General features: G+C 62.3%; 16 protein-coding genes. 11 read left to right on the top strand and 5 right to left on the bottom strand.

Annotation, left to right across the window (positions count from 1 at the left end; all coding sequences use genetic code 11):
* Positions 1-702: a tRNA (guanine(46)-N(7))-methyltransferase TrmB gene (gene trmB, locus NKI21_RS00370; protein WP_023811408.1), complete on the top strand. Its 702-nt coding sequence runs from the start codon at positions 1-3 to the stop codon at positions 700-702.
* 10 nt (positions 703-712) lie between these two features.
* Here the strand turns inward: trmB and NKI21_RS00365 are convergent, their stop codons facing one another.
* Positions 713-880, bottom strand: a complete 168-nt coding sequence (locus NKI21_RS00365) for a hypothetical protein (protein WP_013527898.1) — start codon at positions 878-880, stop codon at positions 713-715.
* 297 nt (positions 881-1,177) lie between these two features.
* Here NKI21_RS00365 and rimP point away from each other — a divergent pair, with 297 nt between their 5' ends.
* From rimP to NKI21_RS00315, 10 genes are all read left to right on the top strand, one after another.
* A complete protein-coding gene (gene rimP / locus NKI21_RS00360) occupies positions 1,178-1,822 on the top strand; it encodes a ribosome maturation factor RimP (RefSeq protein ID WP_013527897.1) in 645 nt (214 codons plus the stop codon).
* A gap of 49 nt (positions 1,823-1,871) precedes the next feature.
* Positions 1,872-3,467, top strand: coding sequence for a transcription termination factor NusA (gene nusA, locus NKI21_RS00355; RefSeq protein ID WP_013527896.1), 1,596 nt, complete (start codon positions 1,872-1,874; stop codon positions 3,465-3,467).
* Positions 3,468-3,505: 38 nt separating this feature from the next.
* A complete protein-coding gene (locus NKI21_RS00350; protein WP_023811407.1) occupies positions 3,506-4,156 on the top strand; it encodes an RNA-binding protein in 651 nt (216 codons plus the stop codon).
* On the top strand, positions 4,153-6,729 hold the full coding sequence (gene infB, locus NKI21_RS00345; RefSeq protein WP_352439656.1) for a translation initiation factor IF-2: 2,577 nt from the start codon (positions 4,153-4,155) through the stop codon (positions 6,727-6,729). Before NKI21_RS00350 ends, infB begins: the two co-directional genes overlap by 4 nt.
* A gap of 126 nt (positions 6,730-6,855) precedes the next feature.
* Positions 6,856-7,296 carry a 30S ribosome-binding factor RbfA gene (rbfA, locus tag NKI21_RS00340; RefSeq protein ID WP_352439655.1) on the top strand — a complete coding sequence of 147 codons (441 nt, stop codon included), beginning with the start codon at positions 6,856-6,858 and terminating at the stop codon, positions 7,294-7,296.
* The gene (gene truB / locus NKI21_RS00335; RefSeq protein ID WP_352439654.1) at positions 7,296-8,303 is read left to right on the top strand and encodes a tRNA pseudouridine(55) synthase TruB; all 1,008 of its coding nucleotides are present in this window, start codon (positions 7,296-7,298) and stop codon (positions 8,301-8,303) included. Before rbfA ends, truB begins: the two co-directional genes overlap by 1 nt.
* A gap of 44 nt (positions 8,304-8,347) precedes the next feature.
* Positions 8,348-9,442 (top strand): magnesium/cobalt transporter CorA, encoded by a 1,095-nt coding sequence (corA, locus tag NKI21_RS00330; protein ID WP_023811403.1) that lies wholly within the window; start codon positions 8,348-8,350, stop codon positions 9,440-9,442.
* Between the two features lie 140 nt (positions 9,443-9,582).
* Positions 9,583-9,894, top strand: a complete 312-nt coding sequence (rpsO, locus tag NKI21_RS00325; protein WP_269470859.1) for a 30S ribosomal protein S15 — start codon at positions 9,583-9,585, stop codon at positions 9,892-9,894.
* 276 nt (positions 9,895-10,170) lie between these two features.
* Positions 10,171-12,318 carry a polyribonucleotide nucleotidyltransferase gene (pnp, locus tag NKI21_RS00320; RefSeq protein ID WP_023811402.1) on the top strand — a complete coding sequence of 716 codons (2,148 nt, stop codon included), beginning with the start codon at positions 10,171-10,173 and terminating at the stop codon, positions 12,316-12,318.
* A gap of 105 nt (positions 12,319-12,423) precedes the next feature.
* A complete protein-coding gene (locus NKI21_RS00315) occupies positions 12,424-13,437 on the top strand; it encodes a class I SAM-dependent methyltransferase (protein WP_352864056.1) in 1,014 nt (337 codons plus the stop codon).
* Positions 13,438-13,511: 74 nt separating this feature from the next.
* Here NKI21_RS00315 and NKI21_RS00310 read toward each other — a convergent pair whose 3' ends face one another.
* The 4 genes from NKI21_RS00310 to fabA all read right to left on the bottom strand — a co-directional run bounded on the left by NKI21_RS00310 (position 13,512) and on the right by fabA (position 17,875).
* Positions 13,512-15,056 carry a putative bifunctional diguanylate cyclase/phosphodiesterase gene (locus NKI21_RS00310; RefSeq protein ID WP_023811400.1) on the bottom strand — a complete coding sequence of 515 codons (1,545 nt, stop codon included), beginning with the start codon at positions 15,054-15,056 and terminating at the stop codon, positions 13,512-13,514.
* Positions 15,057-15,262: 206 nt separating this feature from the next.
* Positions 15,263-16,075: an enoyl-ACP reductase FabI gene (gene fabI / locus NKI21_RS00305; RefSeq protein ID WP_023811399.1), complete on the bottom strand. Its 813-nt coding sequence runs from the start codon at positions 16,073-16,075 to the stop codon at positions 15,263-15,265.
* A 13-nt stretch (positions 16,076-16,088) separates the two neighbouring features.
* Complete coding sequence (fabB, locus tag NKI21_RS00300) at positions 16,089-17,309, bottom strand: beta-ketoacyl-ACP synthase I (RefSeq protein WP_023811398.1); 1,221 nt, start codon at positions 17,307-17,309, stop codon at positions 16,089-16,091.
* Between the two features lie 50 nt (positions 17,310-17,359).
* Positions 17,360-17,875: a 3-hydroxyacyl-[acyl-carrier-protein] dehydratase FabA gene (gene fabA / locus NKI21_RS00295; RefSeq protein ID WP_013527885.1), complete on the bottom strand. Its 516-nt coding sequence runs from the start codon at positions 17,873-17,875 to the stop codon at positions 17,360-17,362.
* Positions 17,876-18,107: the final 232 nt, after the last annotated feature.

Here is an 18,107-nt window from a genome sequence, read left to right as displayed (position 1 = left end):
ATGGATCCGAAGGACAGACCAAGCCGCGCGACCGAAGCCTTTTTCGGTCGCCGGCGCGGCAAGACCATGCGCCCGCAGCAGGCGGCCGCGCTGGAAAGCGGCTTCGGCACATATCGGCTCGATCTGGCGGCCGAGCCGCCGGCTGATCTCAGCGCTTTGTTTGAGACGGATGTCCGCGCGGTTCGCCTCGAGATTGGCTTCGGCGGTGGCGAGCATCTCCTGCATCGTGCGACCGAGGCCCCAGCGATCGGCTTTATCGGCGTCGAGCCCTTCGTCAACGGCATGGCCAAGATGATGATGGCGGTGCGCGAGAAACCGCTCGGCAATTTGCGGGTTTATGACGACGACGCCACAAGGCTGCTCGACTGGCTGCCGCAAGCCTCGCTCGACGGCATCGATCTGCTCTATCCCGATCCCTGGCCGAAGAAGAAACACTGGAAGCGGCGCTTCGTCAGCCCGGTCAATCTCGAGCGGTTCGCGCGTGTGCTGAAGCCTGGTTCAAAATTCCGCTTTGCGTCCGACATCGACACCTATGTCAACTGGACCCTGCTGCATTGCCGCGCGCATGGCGCGTTCGCATGGCAGGCTTGCGAGGCGGCGGACTGGCACCGGCCCTATGAAGGCTGGCCGGGCACCCGTTACGAGGTCAAGGCCATTCGTGAGGGCCGGCGGCCGGCCTATCTTACCTTCATTCGGAAATAAGCTTGCAGTCTTAGAAGCGGCGGCCGATGCGATCGAAGGCGGCAGGCTCGACGCCGAGGTTGCGCAGGTCGTCGGCGCGCGGCCTGCGACCGGCTTCCACGGCCCGTGAAGCGGCCACGGCGCTGCCGAATACGGTGAAGAAGTCGCCTATTGCAGAAAATATCTTGCGATTGCTCATGATCATGTCCTTTCGCGCACGTGTGACCCACGGCCACATTTGTGCAGCGCAACATAGGTAGGTGCGTTTCGGCGCCAATCCCATGGGGGTCGCCGCATAGGCGCCATGCACCCCATGCAACGCTGGCGCGGGCCGCCTCGATGGCGGCGTTGCCCGACCAGCATAGCGGGCTTGAAACACAGGCCATGATCGTTTATATCAGCCTCAAATTCTTGGTCGGTATGACGAAGAGTGGGTCCACCCGGTCCCGCTCTTTTTTATTACCTGCCGATAACCTAGTAGAACGACAGGGCTTCAATGACTGCAACGGCAAGCGAGGGCGACGATCGCATCATCCGCGAAAGCGGCATCGATGCGCGCATCGCGCTGATCGTCCAGCCGGTCCTGCGTGGCATCGGCTTCCGCCTCGTGCGGGTGCATCTGTCGGGCCAGAACGGGCTGACGCTGCAGATCATGGCCGAACGCGAGGACGGCACCATGACCGTCGAGGATTGCGAAGAGGTCAGCCGCGCGGTGTCGCCGGCGCTCGACGTCGACGATCCGATCGAAAAGGCCTATCATCTTGAAGTCTCGTCGCCCGGCATCGACCGGCCGCTGGTCCGCAAATCGGATTTCACGACCTGGACGGGTCATCTGGTGAAGATGGAAACATCGATCGTCGTTGCCGACCGCAAGCGCTTCAAGGGCAAGATCGCCGAAGCCGGCGAAGACGATGTGCTGATCGAGCGCGACAAGGCCGCCTATGGCGAGGAGCCGACGGTGCGCGTCCCCTATGATGCGATTGCCGATGTGCGCTTGATCCTGACAGACGATCTTATCCGCGATGCCCTGTCGAAGGACAACAGGGCGCGCAAGGAAGCCAAGAAACGCCGCGGCGAACCGGACGACGACGAGTCGGGTGCGGAAGCGGACGCCACGGAAGAACACGAACAGGAACTATGATTGAGCTGCCGGGCGCAAAGGTCCGGCAAACAGGCTCGGGAGAAAAACGATGGTTGTAAGCGCCAACAGACTTGAATTGCTGCAGATCGCCGACGCGGTCGCGCGTGAAAAGTCGATCGACAAGTCGATCGTCATCGCCGCCATGGCCGATGCGATCCAGAAGGCGGCGCGCTCGCGTTACGGTCAGGAGACCAACATCCGCGCCGACATCAACCCGAACACCGGTGAGATGAAGCTGCAGCGGCTGATGGAAGTCGTCGAGAAGGTCGATGACTACGCCACGCAGATCGCCATTTCCTCGGCGCGCGAGCGCAATCCCGACGCTCAGCTCGGCGACTTCATCGCTGAACAGCTGCCGCCCATGGATTTCGGCCGCATCGCCGCCCAGTCGGCCAAGCAGGTCATCGTGCAGAAGGTCCGCGAGGCCGAACGCGACCGCCAGTATGACGAGTACAAGGACCGCATCGGCGAGATCGTCAACGGTACCGTCAAGCGCGTCGAATACGGCAACGTCATCGTCGATCTCGGCCGCGGCGAAGCGATCATCCGCCGCGATGAGCTGATCCCGCGCGAGAACTACAAATATGGCGACCGCGTCCGCGCCTATGTCTACGATGTGCGCCGCGAGCAGCGCGGCCCGCAGATCTTCCTGTCGCGTACTCATCCGCAGTTCATGGCCAAGCTGTTCACCATGGAAGTGCCGGAAATCTATGACGGCATCATCGAGATCAAGTCGGTCGCCCGCGACCCGGGTTCGCGCGCCAAGATCGCCGTCATCTCGCGCGACAGCTCGATCGATCCGGTCGGCGCCTGCGTCGGCATGCGCGGCAGCCGCGTCCAGGCCGTCGTCGGCGAATTGCAGGGCGAGAAGATCGACATCATTCCGTGGTCGCCTTCGGCGGCGTCCTTCATCGTCAACGCGCTGCAGCCGGCGGAAGTCGCCAAGGTCGTGCTCGACGAGGATGCCGAACGCATCGAAGTCGTGGTTCCCGACGACCAGCTGTCGCTGGCCATCGGCCGCCGCGGCCAGAACGTGCGCCTGGCTTCGCAGCTGACCGGTTGGGATATCGACATCCTGACCGAGGCCGAAGAATCCGAGCGCCGCCAGAAGGAATTCGTCGAGCGTTCGTCGCTGTTCATGGAAGCCCTCGACGTCGACGAGATGGTCGGCCAGGTGCTGGCCTCCGAAGGCTTCACCAGCGTCGAGGAAGTCGCTTATGTCGATTCCGGCGAGATCGCCTCTATCGACGGTTTCGACGAGGACACCGCTTCGGAAATCCAGACCCGCGCTCGCGAATATCTGGAGAAGATCGAGGCCGAGCACGACGACAAGCGCAAGGCGCTCGGCGTTTCGGACGAATTGCGCGAAATCCCCGGCGTCACCACCGCCATGATGGTGACGCTTGGCGAGGACGGCGTGAAGACGATCGAGGATTTCGCCGGCTATGCCGCCGACGACCTGACCGGCTGGAAGGAACGCAAGGACGGCGAGACAAAAGTCTATCCGGGCGTGCTCGCCAATCATGGCGTGACCCGCGCAGACGCCGAACAAATGGTTCTGGCCGCCCGCCTCAAGGCCGGCTGGATCACCGAAGACGAGCTTGCAGCCGAAGAAGTCTCGGCTGACGAAGCCGTTGGTGCGTGAGGTGAAACCGCATCGCACCGAACCCGCCCTTGGACGAGATGAACGATCGCACCTGCATCGTTACGCGCAAACAAGCCGAACCGGATGATCTGATCCGGTTTGTCGTCGGCCCGGATTCGGCCGTCGTTCCCGATATCAAGAGAAATCTGCCCGGCCGCGGTTGCTGGGTGAGCGCCGACCGCCTACATATCGACAAGGCTGCGGCGAAGAACCTCTTTGCCCGCGCCTTCAAGGCACAGGTGGTCGTGCCGCCCGATCTTGGCGGCATGATCGACGGGCTACTTTCCAGGCACGCTCTGGGCATGCTTGGTCTTGCCCGCAAGGCAGGCGCAATTTCGCTTGGTGCTACCAAGGTCGAAAGTGCTGTCCGCGGTGGATTGGCGCTTTTCGTGCTCCACGCGACCGAGGCGTCCGACGACGGCGTGCGCAAGATCAGCCAGGCGCGACGGGCGACAGTCCATCTCGGCGGGCCCGCCATCCTTGCCTACAAACTTTTCTCCGAGGCCGAGTTGAGCTTGGCATTGGGGGGTACAAATGTGATACATGCTGCCGTTCTCGCGGGAGACGCGGGCAGGGCGGTCCAGAAGCGCATGGTTGCGCTCGACCGGTATCGGGGCGGTTCCCCGGACGATCTGGCAATGCTTGCGGCTGTTGCTGACGAAGATGATGCCGCAGAGGATATGGAATGAGCGATACGAAATCGGGTGACGACAATACGCTGAGTGTGACGCCGAAGAAGACCTTGACGCTGAAGCGGCCCGGTATGGAACAGGGCACTGTGCGCCAGAACTTCTCGCACGGCCGCACCAAGCAGGTCGTCGTCGAAACCAAGAAGCGCAAATTCTCGATGCCCGGCGACAAGCCGGAGCCCGTTGCCGCCCCCGTCTTCACACCGAAGCCGGCGGTCGTGGCCGCGCCCGTCGTCGTGCCGGAAGCACCGAAGGCGCCGCCACCCCCGCCGCCACCGGCCCCCGTCGAGCGCAGCGGCATGGTGCTGAACGAACTTTCGCGCAGTGAAATGGAAGCACGCCGCAGGGCCCTCGAGGGCTCGAAAGTTCGCGAGGTCGAGGACCGCCAGCGCGCCGCCGAGGATGCCAAGCGTCGCGCCGAGGACGAAGAGCGCCGCAAGCGCGAACGCGATGAATCCGCACGCCGCCAGGCCGAGGAAGAGGCGCGGTTGCAGACCGAAGCCGAATCCCGCCGTCGGGCTGAGGAAGAGGCCCGTCGACGCGCGCCATTGGCTGCCGAACTGGCAACAGTCGATGATGAGGAAGTGGCCAAGCCGAAGCGTGTTGGTGCCGGCGCACCGGTGCGCCGTCCGGTCACGCCCGAAGTGGCGCGTCCGGCCAAGCCGACCAAGGCCGAGGAAGACCGCCGCCGCGGCAAGCTGACGCTGAATTCAGCATTGTCCGACGAAGACGCGCGAGCCCGGTCGCTGTCGTCGATGCGTCGCCGCCAGGAAAAATTCAAGCGCGCGATGCACAATGAGCCGCGCGAGAAAGTCATGCGCGAAGTGATCCTGCCAGAGACCATTACCATCCAGGAACTGGCGCAACGCATGTCCGAGCGCGCGGTCGACCTGGTCAAGTTCTTCATGAAGCAGGGCCAGATCCTGAAGCCGGGCGACGTCATCGACGCCGACACGGCCGAGCTGGTTGCTACCGAATTCGGCCACACGGTCCGCCGCGTCGCCGAGTCCGACATCGAGGAAGGCCTGTTCAACATCGCCGACAATGCCGAGGATCTGGTTTCGCGTCCGCCGGTCGTGACGATCATGGGTCACGTCGATCACGGCAAGACCTCGCTGCTCGACGCGATCCGCAACGCCAATGTCGTCTCCGGCGAAGCCGGCGGCATCACCCAGCACATCGGCGCCTACCAGGTCGAGAAGAACGGTCACAAGATCACCTTCATCGACACGCCCGGCCACGCCGCCTTCACGGCGATGCGTGCTCGTGGCGCCCAGGCGACCGACATCGCCATCCTGGTGGTTGCGGCCGATGACAGCGTCATGCCCCAGACGATCGAATCGATCAGCCATGCCAAGGCGGCCGGCGTTCCGATCATCGTGGCGATCAACAAGATCGACAAGCATGATGCCGATCCGCAGAAAGTGCGCTCCGAACTGCTGCGCCACGAGGTCTTCGTCGAATCCATGGGCGGTGAAGTTCTGGACGTCGAAGTGTCGGCGACCAAGGGCACCAATCTCGACAAATTGCTCGAGGCGATCCTGCTGCAGGCCGAAATTCTCGACCTGAAGGCCAATCCGGATCGTACCGCCGAGGGTGTCGTCATCGAAGCCCAGCTCGACAAGGGCCGTGGTCCCGTTGCCACCGTGCTGGTGCAGACCGGCACGCTGATGCCGGGCGACATCCTTGTTGCCGGCAACGAATGGGGCCGGGTGCGCGCGCTGGTCAACGACCGTGGCGTGCAGATCAAGGAAGCGCCGCCGGCGATGCCGGTGGAAGTGCTTGGCTTGCAGGGCACCCCGCAGGCCGGCGACCGCTTCGCCGTGGTCAACAACGAGGCCCGTGCCCGCGAGATCACCGAATACCGCCAGCGTCTGGCGCGCGAGAAGGCGGTTGCCAAGCATGCCGGCCAGCGCGGTTCGCTCGAGCAGATGATGTCGCAATTGCAGACAAGCGGGCTGAAGGAATTCCCGCTGGTCATCAAGGGCGACGTGCAGGGCTCGATCGAGGCGATCAACGCCGCGCTCGACAAGCTCGGCACCGACGAGGTGCGTGCGCGCATCGTCCATGCCGGCGCCGGCGCCATCACCGAAAGCGACGTGTCGCTGGCCGAGACTTCGGGTGCCGCGATCATCGGCTTCAACGTTCGCGCCAACGTCCAGGCACGTGCCGCTGCAGCGGCGGCTGGCATCGAGATTCGCTATTACTCGATCATCTACAACCTTGTGGATGACGTGAAGGCGGCTCTGTCGGGCCTGCTGTCGCCGGAGCGTCGCGAGACCTTCATCGGCAACGCGCAGATCCTCGAGATCTTCGACATCACCAAGGTCGGCAAGATCGCCGGCTGCCGTGTCACCGAAGGCAAGGTCGAGCGTGGTGCGGGCGTGCGCCTGATCCGCGACAACGTCGTCATCCACGAAGGCACGCTGAAGACGCTGAAGCGCTTCAAGGACGAAGTTTCGGAAGTCCCCGGCGGCCAGGAATGCGGCATGGCCTTCCAGAACTACGAGGACATGCGAGTCGGCGACGTCATCGAGTGCTTCCGCGTCGAGATGGTGACCCGGACACTCTGAGTTCGAGTGACTTGTCCATACCGGGCGGTGGCCGAGAGGCCGCCGCCCGAGGTCTATTGAGAACGACCCATATGAGACATGCGGCACGGTCCCATCCCGCGCCTCACGCTTTCAGGATAGAGAAAAATGCCCCGTCCAACCACATCCAGCCCATCCCAGCGCATGCTGCGCGTCGCCGAACAGGTGCGCCATGCGCTATCCGAAACCCTGCAGCGCGGCGAGATCATCGATCCGCTGATCGAGAACACCGTGGTGTCGGTCTCGGAAGTGCGCATGTCGCCCGATTTGAAGGTCGCTACCGCTTTCGTCTCGCCGCTCGGCGCCAAGGATACCGATGCGGTGGTCGAGGCGCTGAACAAGCATGCGAAATTCGTCCGTGGCCGTGTCTCCGGCGCGCTGCGGCAGATGAAGTTCATGCCGGAGTTCCGCTTCAAGCTCGACACCTCCTTCGACAATTTTGCCAGGATCAATGACCTGTTGAAGTCACCTGAAGTGGCGCGCGATCTGGGTCCTGAGGACCAGGAAAACGCGGATCAGGGCAAAGACGACAACAAGGACACCGAATAGTGGCGCGCCGCGGCAAGAAGAAGGGCCGGCCGATCTCGGGCTGGCTGATCCTGGACAAGCCGGTCGGCATGGGCTCGACCGAAGCCGTCTCCAAGATCAAATGGCTGTTCCAGGCCGAAAAGGCCGGCCATGCCGGCACGCTCGACCCGCTGGCGTCCGGTATGCTGCCGATCGCGCTTGGCGAGGCCACCAAGACCGTTCCCTACGTGCAGGACGGCGCAAAGATCTATCGCTTCACCGTTGCCTGGGGGCAGGAGCGCTCCACCGATGACCTCGAAGGTCCGGTGACGAAAGAGTCCGACCTGCGCCCGTCGCAAGCCCAAGTGCTCGCCCTGCTGCCGAAATACACTGGCGTCATCATGCAGACGCCGCCGCAATTCTCGGCCATCAAGATCGCGGGCGAGCGTGCCTATGATCTGGCCCGCGACGGCGCGACAGTCGACATACCCGCGCGCGAGATCGAGATCGGCCGTCTGGACGTTGTCGAGCATGGCGCCGACCATACCGTTTTCGAGGTCGAATGCGGCAAGGGCACCTATGTGCGCGCGCTGGCCCGCGACATGGGCCGCGACATCGGCTGTTTCGGCCACATTTCCGAATTGCGCCGGGTCGAGGTCGAGCCGTTCACGGCGGAGGATTTCGTCACCATTGCCGAACTGGAAGCCGCCCGTTTCGGTGTCCAGGACGAAGACAGCACGACGGACGTCACGGACGCAACGGAAGCCGCTGACACGACAGAGGCTGTCGACAAGGTGGAAGTACCAATCGACTTCGACGCCATCGATGCGCTTCTGGTCGATACATCGGCCGCCCTTGACTGCCTGCCGCAGATCGCCATCAGCGACGATGCGGCGACCAAGGTCCGCCTCGGCAATCCAGTCATCATCCGCGGCCGTGATGCACCGGTGGTAGCCGAGGAAGCCTGCGCCACGGCGCGCGGCAAGCTGGTCGCCATCGGTGCCATCGAGCAAGGCATGTTCAAGCCCAAGCGGGTCTTTGCCGGGTGACTCCTGTCGTCTAATGTCGAGGCGAGGACTCGCACGAGGGGCATATGGCAAAGGCTGAGACCGTGAAGACGCGGGCACCAGTGAAAACGCGGCGGCCGCCGGTCGGTGCGTCGCCCGGCACGCTGATCGCCGATCCCTCGGCGCGGCGCAGCGAACTCAGGCTGACGCTGATCTCGCCCGAAAAATTCAAGACTATCGAAAATGCCAGCATCGACGACCTCAACACCCATTGCGACAAGTGGCCGGTTATCTGGCTCGATTGTACCGGCCTCGCCAACATCCCGCTGATCGAGGAGATCGGCCGCATTTTCAGCCTGCATCCGCTGGCGCTGGAGGACGTCGTCAACACCGGCCAGCGGCCGAAGGTCGACTTTTTCGAGGATCATGCCTTCGTCGTCGTCAGGATGATCGACGACGTCGCCTCGCACCGCTATGAGCAGATCGCCGTCTTCTTCGGCAATAATTTCGTCGTCACCTTCCAGGAGCGTGAAGGCGATCCGTTCGATCCCGTGCGCAAGCGCATCGAAAGCTCAGCGCCCAACCGGTTGCGCGCCCGCGGTGCCGATTACCTCGCCTATGCGCTGATCGACGCCATCGTCGACAGCTACTTTCCGCCGATCGAGGCCGCCGGCGATACGGTCGACAGCATCGAGGACCAGATGCTGCATTCGCCGCACAAGCATCAGATGCGGCAGCTGCATGAATTGCGGCGCGACGCCAACGTGCTGAAAGGCGTGCTGTGGCCGATGCGCGATGCGCTGGCGACGCTGATCCGCAACGATGTGCCCTATGTGAAGGCCGAGACCAAGATCTTCCTCAACGACACGCTCGACCATGCGCTACGGTTGATCGAGCTGGTCGAAACCCAGCGCGACATGCTGACCGGCCTGATCGAGATGCACCTGTCGCTGAGCCAGGCGCGCACCAACGACGTCATCAGCTATCTCACCATCGTCTCGGTCATCTTCATGCCGCTCACCTTCCTGGTCGGCATCTGGGGCATGAATTTCGATCCGGAGTCTTCGCCCTGGAACATGCCGGAACTGAAGGCCTATTATGGCTATCCCTTGTCGCTGCTGTTCATGGCGCTTGTCGCGTTCGGGCTGATCGCCTTCTTCAAATGGAAGAAATGGCTTTGACAAGGCTAAAACCTGCCATTTTAGCCTGAAAAGCCGGCTTGTGAATTGGGCTGGTGTTTTCCGGGGAATTGCACTATATGCGCCGCAGCATAGCGCTATGACGTTTTGCTTGCACCGGCCCCTGCTGGACGACATCCCGGCTGAGGGCGACCCGTTTCCTCAAACAGATAAGGAAAAACACGATGTCGATTACTGCCGAGCGCAAACAGGAATTGATGGGTGAATTCGCAACCGCCAAGGGCGATACCGGGTCTCCGGAAGTCCAGGTGGCCATCCTTTCCGAGCGCATCAAGAACCTGACCGACCATTTCAAGGACCACAAGAAGGATAACCATTCCCGCCGTGGTCTGCTTGCTCTCGTCTCCCAGCGCCGCAGCCTGCTTGATTATCTCAAGCGCAAGGACGACGCGCGCTACCAGACGCTGATCGAGAAGCTCGGTCTGCGCCGTTGACGAATTGACCGGCGGGCTTTCGAAGGAGAGCCCGCCGGTCGCGCATTCTGCCAGTCGCATCGACTGGCCAGACCCGGTTTCGATCGTGCAGAGGGCACTCGAAACCGCCCATGGACGGTCATGGGGCAGGATTGCAGGACGCTCGCGCGCGCACCGCGCCGAAATCACCCGAGCTTCCCGTTGTCTTGCCCGTGGCTGCCCGAGAAAGGAAGCCAGGGAAAGGGCATCCGCGCACCGTGAAACGGCGCGGCCCTTTCCTCATATTAAGGACAAGACATGTTCAATCACCACAAAGTGGAAATCGAATGGGGCGGCCGTCCGCTCATCCTCGAAACCGGCAAGATCGCACGCCAGGCTGACGGCGCGGTGCTCGCCACCTACGGCGAGACCAAGGTTCTCGCCACCGTCGTTTCGATGAAGGAGCCGAAGCCCGGCCTCGATTTCTTCCCGCTGACCGTCAACTACCAGGAAAAGACCTACGCCGCCGGCAAGATCCCGGGTGGCTATTTCAAGCGTGAAGGCCGTCCGAGCGAGAAGGAAACGCTGGTTTCCCGCCTCATCGACCGCCCGATCCGCCCGCTCTTCGCCTCCGGCTACAAGAACGACACCCAGATCGTCGTCACCGTCGTCCAGCACGATCTCGAGAACGATCCGGACATCCTGTCGATCGTTGCCACTTCGGCCGCCCTGACGCTCTCCGGCGTTCCCTTCATGGGCCCGATCGGCGGCGCTCGCGTCGGCTATATCAACGGCGAATATGTGCTCAACCCGCATGTCGACGAGATGCAGGAATCGAAGCTCGATCTGATCGTCGCCGGCACCACAGATGCCGTGCTGATGGTCGAGTCCGAAGCCAAGGAACTCGGCGAAGAGCTGATGCTCGGCGCGGTCATGTTCGGCCACAAGGGCTTCCAGCCGGTTATCGACGCCATCATCAAGCTGGCCGAAGTTGCCGCCAAGGAGCCGCGCGACTTCACCGCGCCGGACTATTCCGCGCTTGAAGCCGAGATGCTGAAGATCGTCGGCGACGAACTCAGCAATGCCTACAAGAACGTCGACAAGCAGAAGCGTTACGCCGCCGTCGACGCCGTCAAGGCGAAGGTCAAGGCAGCGTTTGCCCCGGCCGAAGGTGAAGACGCCAAATACACTTCCGAGCAGATCGGCAGCGTGTTCAAGGAACTCCAGGCCAAGGTGGTTCGCTGGAACATCCTCGATACCGGTTCGCGCATCGATGGCCGCGACCTGAGCACGGTTCGCAAGATCGTCTCCGAAGTCGGCGTTCTGCCGCGCACCCACGGTTCGGCGCTGTTCACCCGCGGCGAGACCCAGGCGCTGGTCGTTGCCACGCTCGGCACCGGCGAGGACGAGCAGTATGTCGATTCGCTGACCGGCATGTACAAGGAGAAGTTCCTCCTTCACTACAACTTCCCTCCCTATTCCGTCGGTGAGACCGGCCGCATGGGTTCGCCGGGTCGTCGCGAAATCGGCCATGGCAAGCTCGCCTGGCGCGCCATTCGCCCGATGCTGCCGAGCGCTGACCAGTTCCCCTACACGCTGCGCGTCGTCTCGGAGATCACCGAGTCCAACGGTTCGTCGTCGATGGCCACTGTCTGCGGCACCTCGCTGGCGCTGATGGATGCCGGCGTGCCGCTGGCCAAGCCCGTCGCCGGTATCGCCATGGGCCTGATCAAGGAAGGCGAGCGTTTCGCCGTTCTCTCCGACATCCTCGGTGACGAAGATCACCTCGGCGATATGGACTTCAAGGTCGCCGGCACCGCCAGCGGCATCACCTCGCTGCAGATGGATATCAAGATCGAAGGCATCACCGAGGAGATCATGAAGATCGCGCTGGACCAGGCCAAGGATGGCCGCCAGCACATCCTCGGCGAGATGGCGCATGCTCTGACCGGCGCGCGTTCGGAACTGGGTGAGTTCGCACCGCGCATCGAAGTGATGCACATCCCGACCGACAAGATCCGTGACGTGATCGGCTCGGGCGGCAAGGTCATCCGCGAGATCGTCGAAAAGACCGGCGCCAAGATCAACATCGAGGACGACGGCACGGTCAAGATCGCTTCGTCCAACGCCAAGGAGATCGAGGCGGCGAAGAAGTGGATCCACACCATCGTCGCCGAGCCGGAAGTCGGCGAGATTTACGAAGGTACGGTCGTCAAGACCGCGGACTTCGGCGCTTTCGTCAACTTCTTCGGTCCGCGTGATGGCCTCGTCCACATCTCGCAGCTTGCCAACGACCGGGTCGCCAAGACCTCGGACGTGGTCAAGGAAGGCGATAAGGTCTGGGTCAAGCTGATGGGCTTCGACGAGCGCGGCAAGGTCCGCCTGTCGATGAAGGTCGTCGACCAGGCCACCGGCAAGGAACTCGCCCGCGACAAGAAGACCGAAGGCGAAGAAAACGCCGCCTGATTGGTCTGAGACCATGAATCGAAACGGGCGCGGCTTATGTCGCGCCCGTTTTCATTTTAGCTCCGTTTTCACTTTCAGATCGTCTAGACAGGTCGAGATCGAACAATGTCCGCCGAGCCGTTGAAGACGCTTTTCCATCCCTTTGAGGCCGAGGCTGTTGCTTTGCCGGTAAAGGGCGAGCGCGTGCTGTTTCTCGGCGCTGAGCCAGGATTTCGCCTGCCTGAAGGCTTCGAGGCGACGCTTCACCTCGTGCAAGGCTTCCGGCCGGATTTTCGTGCGTTGCAGGCCTCCGGCGTCACCGCGCAACCGGAAGGCGGCGGCTTCGATATGGCACTTGTGCTGGCCGGCCGGCATCGCGGCCTGAACGAGGTGCGCATCGCCGATGCGCTTGAGCGCGTGGCGCCTGGCGCCTTGGTCGTCATTGCCGGCGGCAAGGATGACGGCATTGCCAGCCTGCGCAAGCGCGTTGACGAACTTGTCCCCCTTGAGGGCCATCTGCCGAAATATCACGGCATCGCCTTCTGGTTACGCCGTCCCGCGGATCTCGCCGTCGCGGAAGAACTGCGCGCCGCCAATCCCGCTCTGCTGGTTGAAAACCGGTTCCGCACCGCGCCCGGCATGTTTTCCTTCGACCGGATCGATACCGGCTCCAAATTGCTGGTCGAGAACCTGCCCAATGATCTGCGGGGCAGCGTTGCCGATTTCTGCGCCGGCTGGGGGTATCTGGCTGCCGAGATCGCCGCCTGCTCCCCCGGCGTTCAGGCGCTCGACCTCTATGAGGCCGATTTCGCCTCGCTCGAAGCCGCAAAGCTCAATCTGGCAGGAGTCGGCCAGTCGATCGCCAGGAATTTCTTCTGGATCGATCTGTTGAAGGAACCAGTCGAGAAGCGCTACGACGCGATTGCGATGAACCCGCCCTTTCATCGCAGCCGGGCGGCCGAGCCGGAGATCGGCGCCGGCATGATCCGCGCGGCGGCCAAGGCCTTGAAGCCGGGTGGGCGGCTGCTCATGGTCGCCAACCGTCAGCTTCCCTATGAGCCGATCCTGGCGGCTGCCTTTTCGAGCCATGCCGAACTCGCCCGCGACGGCATGTTCAAGGTGCTTTCCGCTCGTCGTTGAAGCATGATCCCGAAAAGTGGATACCGGTTTTCGGAAAAGATCATGCTCAGACAGAAGCAGGCATCGCGTCGCACTCAATGCAGATTGGCGACGCGCCGGACCTCATCGGTGACATGCACGTCGCCGACCCTGATCTTGAGGGGGGCGGGCCTGCCGTAAAGATAGCCTTGCACCACCTCGCAGCCGGCCGCCCTGAGCAGCGTCGCCTGGCTTTCGGTCTCGACGCCTTCGGCAATGATGCTGACGCCGAGCGCGCGCGAAAGCCCGACGATGGTCGAGACGACAGCGCCGGAGCTGGAATCGGTGTCGAGGCGGCTGACGAAGGACCGGTCGATCTTCAGCTTGCCGAATGAGAAATCGATCAGGTAGCTCAAATTGGAATAGCCGGTACCGAAATCGTCGACGGCGACCGAGATGCCCATATCCGCAAGCTCCTTCAGGATGGCGGCGGCGCGGTCGCGGTCCTGCATCATCGCCGTCTCGGTCACTTCCAGCTCCAGCCGCGACGGCTTGATGCCGGTGCTCGTCATAGTGTCGCGCACGATGCCGACGAAGTCCTTGGTCATGAACTGGACGGGCGAGATGTTGACGGCGACGAAGCAATCATCGGGCAGATGCTGTGCGTCGCTGCAGGCTTTGCGCAGCACCCATTCGCCGATCGGGCCGATCATGCCGGTTTCCTCGGCGATCGGAATGAACTCCATCGGCGGGATCATGCCGCGTTCCGGATGCCGCCAGCGGATAAGCGCTTCATACCCGACGATGCGGCCGGTCGGGAGATCGAGCTGCGGCTGGTAATGAAGGTCGAAGTCACCACGCTCGAAGGCTATATGCAGTTCGGATTCGATCCATTGGCGATGGTCGGCGACCCTGCCCATTTCGGCATGGAAGACCGACCAGTTGCCGACGCCGCTGGCGCGCGCGTTCTGCAGCGCCAGATTGGAGCGGCGCAGGATGAGGACCGGATCGACGCCGTCCTTTGGCATCGCCACGATGCCGACCGACAGGCTGACCGATTGCAGGTGCGTACCGAGATCATAGGGCTCCATCATCTCGTCGATGAGCCTCTCGACGGTGCTTTCCAGCGATCCGGACACCTGATTGTCGGGCAGCAGGATCGCGAATTCACCGGCGCCGATGCGTCCGATCAGAGCGCGCGGCGGCACGCACGTCTTTAAGCGCTTGGTGAAGGCGCGGATCAACTCGTCGCCCTGGCTGTAGCCGATGGCGTCATTGATCTGCTTGAAGCGGTCAATGTCGATATCGATGAGGAACATCGGCTCGCCGGTCCGGCTGGTCGCGCATGCCGCCTCGGCAATCTTGCCGACCATCGCCGGGCGTGCCACCAGGCCGGTCAGCTTGTCGAAATGGGTTTCCGTGAAGACGAAATCCGCCGATTCATCGACGCCGGCGAAAAAGGACATCGCGGCGACCGAGGCCGCCAGTGCGCAAAGAGCGGCCATCACCGAGACCATCATATCCGCGGAGATGCCGGCAAAACCATCGCCGAGACCGAGCTTCAAGCCCCAGAGCCCGAGGACGAAACTGCCGAGACCCGAACTCGCTATGGTGAGCAGTCGGAACACCGGTGTTCGCTTCGGGTTGCTGACGGCGAGCATTGAAAGTTCCCCTGAGTACGGGGCTTTCTAGCGGATATCTCCTTAAAATGAGTTTCCGCGAATGAATCCAATTTTATTGGACCGAAAGTATTTCTTGAGCGGATCAATACGCCTGGCGCTGAAACGGATTCAGTTGGCGCGCTTTAAGCTTCGTGTCTTCAAATGTCGCCATTCCAAAACCGCCGCGCACCTTTGGGCGACAGGCGTTAGTCTCGTCCGCCGTCGGTCTGCTTCAATTCGTCGAGTGTCGGCATGGAAACGATGTGATAGCCGGAATCGACATAGTGGATCTCGCCGGTAACCCCGGAAGACAGATCCGACAACAGATAAAGTGCCGAGCCGCCGACCTCGTCGATGGTCACCGTGCGGCGCAGCGGCGAGTTTCGCTGCTGGTAGGAGAACATATGGCGCGCATCGGAAATACCGGCGCCGGCGAGCGTGCGCACGGGTCCAGCCGATATGCCGTTCACCCTGATGCCACGCGGACCGTAATCGTTGGCGAGGTAGCGGACACTCGCCTCCAGCCCTGCCTTGGCGACGCCCATGACATTGTAGTTCGGCATGACGCGGACGGAGCCCGCATAGGTCAGCGTGATCATCGATCCGCCGTCCTGCATCAAGGTGGCTGCATGGCGGGCGACCTCGGTGAAGGAGTAGCAAGAGATCACCATGGTACGGACGAAATTGTCCCGGCTGGTGTCGGCGTAGAGGCCTTTCAACTCGTTTTTGTCGGAAAAGCCGATGGCGTGGACGATGAAATCCAGCCCGCCCCATTCCTTGCCCAGGGTCTCGAATGTGGCGGCGACCGAAGCGCTGTCCTCGACGTCGCACGGCACCACCAGCGAGGCGCCGAGCTTGTCGGCCAGCGGCTTGACCCGGCGTCCGAAGGCATCGCCCTGATAGGTGAAGGCGAGTTCCGCCCCATGTTCGGACAATTTCCGGGCAATTCCCCAAGCGATCGAATGATCGTTGGCGACACCCATGACAAGCCCGCGCTTGCCCTTCATCAATCCGTCCATGGCCGGCAAATCCTTATGCGGAATAGCGCTGGAAAACGAGCGTGGCGTTGGTGCCGCCGAAGCCGAACGAATTGGACAAGACAGTATCGATCCTGGCGTCGTCGATGCGCTTTCGCACGATCGGCATGCCCTCGAATTCGGGGTCGAGGGTCTCGATATGGGCGCTTTCGCCGATGAAGCCGCCCTGCATCATCAGGATCGAATAGATGGATTCCTGCACGCCGGCCGCGCCCAGCGAATGGCCGGTCAGCGACTTCGTCGAGGTGATATACGGCATCTCTGGGCCGAACACCTCGCGGATCGCTCCCATTTCCTTGGAATCTCCCACCGGCGTCGAGGTGCCATGGGTGTTGATGTAGTCGACCGGTGTGGAAACCGTGGCCAGCGCCTGGCGCATGCAGCGGACCGCGCCCTCGCCTGAAGGAGCAACCATGTCGTAGCCATCCGACGTCGCGCCATAGCCGACGATCTCGGCATAGATCTTGGCGCCGCGCGCCTTGGCATGCTCAAGCTCTTCCAGCACCAGCACCCCGGCGCCGCCAGCGATGACGAAGCCGTCGCGATTGGCGTCATAGGCGCGGGAAGCGGTCGATGCCTTGTCGTTGAATTTCGACGACATCGCGCCCATGGCGTCGAACAGGTCCGACATCGTCCAGTCGAGATCCTCGTGGCCGCCGGCAAAGATGATGTCCTGCTTGCCCCACTGGATCAATTCGTAGCCATTGCCGATGCAGTGCGCCGAGGTCGAACAGGCCGACGAGATCGAGTAGTTGACGCCGTGGATCTTGAACCAGGTGGCAAGCGTTGCCGATGCGGTTGATGACATTGCCTTCGGCACCGCGAACGGACCGATGCGCTTGGGACTGCCATTCTTCAGCGTCGTTTCGGCAGCTTCGACGATGGTGCGGGTGGATGGTCCGCCCGATCCCATGACGATGCCGGTGCGCTCATTGGTGATGTCGCTCTCGCCGAGGCCCGCATCCGCGATCGCCTGATCCATGGCGACATGGTTCCAGGCAGCCCCCTGGCTCAGGAAGCGCATCGCACGGCGGTCGATCATGGCCGATGGATCGAGCGTCGGCGCTCCCCAGACCTGGCAACGGAAGCCGTGTTCGGCGAAGGAATCGGAGAAGCTGATGCCGGATTTGGCGTCATGCAGAGAGGTCTGCACCTCGTTGGCATTGTTGCCGATCGACGACACAACGCCGATGCCTGTGACTACGACACGTCTCATTCGCAACTCCTTCCAGGGATGCTGGCCAGAGAGCTGGCCAGGGATGCCGGTCAGCCAACCGCCGACTGCTTGGACAGACCGACTTTCAAATCCGTTGCCGCGTATATGGGTTCGCCATCCGCCTTCAGCCAGCCATCGGCGATGCCGAGCACCAGCCGGCCCCGCATCACGCGCTTGAAGTCGATGCCATATTCGACCTTCTTCACCGAGGGCGTGACCATGCCCTTGAATTTCACTTCACCGGTCGACAGCGCCATCCCCTTGCCGGGTTCGCCCAGCCAGCCAAGATAGAAGCCCGTCAATTGCCACATGGCGTCGAGGCCGAGGCACCCCGGCATGATCGGATTGCCGATGAAATGGCAGGCAAAGAACCACAGGTCCGGCTTGATGTCGAACTCCGCGCGGATGAAACCCTTCTCGAAGGCGCCGCCCGTCTCGCTGATCTCGGTGATGCGGTCGAACATCAGCATCGGCGGATAAGGAAGCTGGGCGTTGCCCGGTCCGAACAGTTCGCCGCGGGCGCAGGCCAGCAATTCGTCGTACTCGTAGCTGGATTTACCCGCCATCAATCTCATCCCATATCGTTCCGGGCTATCGGGTGCCCTTGTCGTTGGTTTCCTAACACAATCTGTTTCAGGCCGGAAACCGGCGTTTGCGCTTAGCCTGCTCGTCTGCCTGGGTCAATGCGCGCTATTGATCGCATTCGGACGACAGAATATATGTCCTGAGAGGTCCGGTTTCGGCAGACGTTCATTTTTTTGCCATTCTGGGCGTGTCTTGGGGCGGAACTGTGGGGTT

The sequence above is a fragment of the Mesorhizobium sp. M0715 genome (assembly GCF_040320355.1).
Classification (GTDB): domain Bacteria; phylum Pseudomonadota; class Alphaproteobacteria; order Rhizobiales; family Rhizobiaceae; genus Mesorhizobium.
The sequence above is the reverse complement of the archived record's forward strand: the minus strand, read 5'-3'. Positions and strand labels throughout refer to the sequence as shown.

Excerpts from the sequence above, each read along its gene's own strand:
- NKI21_RS00365 (WP_013527898.1), bottom strand. The coding sequence starts at position 880 with ATGAGCAATCGCAAGATATTTTCTGCAATAGGCGACTTCTTCACCGTA.
- trmB (WP_023811408.1), top strand. The coding sequence starts at position 1 with ATGGATCCGAAGGACAGACCAAGCCGCGCGACCGAAGCCTTTTTCGGT.
- infB (WP_352439656.1), top strand. The coding sequence starts at position 4,153 with ATGAGCGATACGAAATCGGGTGACGACAATACGCTGAGTGTGACGCCG.
- rbfA (WP_352439655.1), top strand. The coding sequence starts at position 6,856 with ATGCCCCGTCCAACCACATCCAGCCCATCCCAGCGCATGCTGCGCGTC.
- rimP (WP_013527897.1), top strand. The coding sequence starts at position 1,178 with ATGACTGCAACGGCAAGCGAGGGCGACGATCGCATCATCCGCGAAAGC.
- corA (WP_023811403.1), top strand. The coding sequence starts at position 8,348 with ATGGCAAAGGCTGAGACCGTGAAGACGCGGGCACCAGTGAAAACGCGG.
- nusA (WP_013527896.1), top strand. The coding sequence starts at position 1,872 with ATGGTTGTAAGCGCCAACAGACTTGAATTGCTGCAGATCGCCGACGCG.
- NKI21_RS00315 (WP_352864056.1), top strand. The coding sequence starts at position 12,424 with ATGTCCGCCGAGCCGTTGAAGACGCTTTTCCATCCCTTTGAGGCCGAG.
- fabA (WP_013527885.1), bottom strand. The coding sequence starts at position 17,875 with ATGGCGGGTAAATCCAGCTACGAGTACGACGAATTGCTGGCCTGCGCC.
- NKI21_RS00310 (WP_023811400.1), bottom strand. The coding sequence starts at position 15,056 with ATGCTCGCCGTCAGCAACCCGAAGCGAACACCGGTGTTCCGACTGCTC.
- fabB (WP_023811398.1), bottom strand. The coding sequence starts at position 17,309 with ATGAGACGTGTCGTAGTCACAGGCATCGGCGTTGTGTCGTCGATCGGC.
- pnp (WP_023811402.1), top strand. The coding sequence starts at position 10,171 with ATGTTCAATCACCACAAAGTGGAAATCGAATGGGGCGGCCGTCCGCTC.
- NKI21_RS00350 (WP_023811407.1), top strand. The coding sequence starts at position 3,506 with ATGAACGATCGCACCTGCATCGTTACGCGCAAACAAGCCGAACCGGAT.
- fabI (WP_023811399.1), bottom strand. The coding sequence starts at position 16,075 with ATGGACGGATTGATGAAGGGCAAGCGCGGGCTTGTCATGGGTGTCGCC.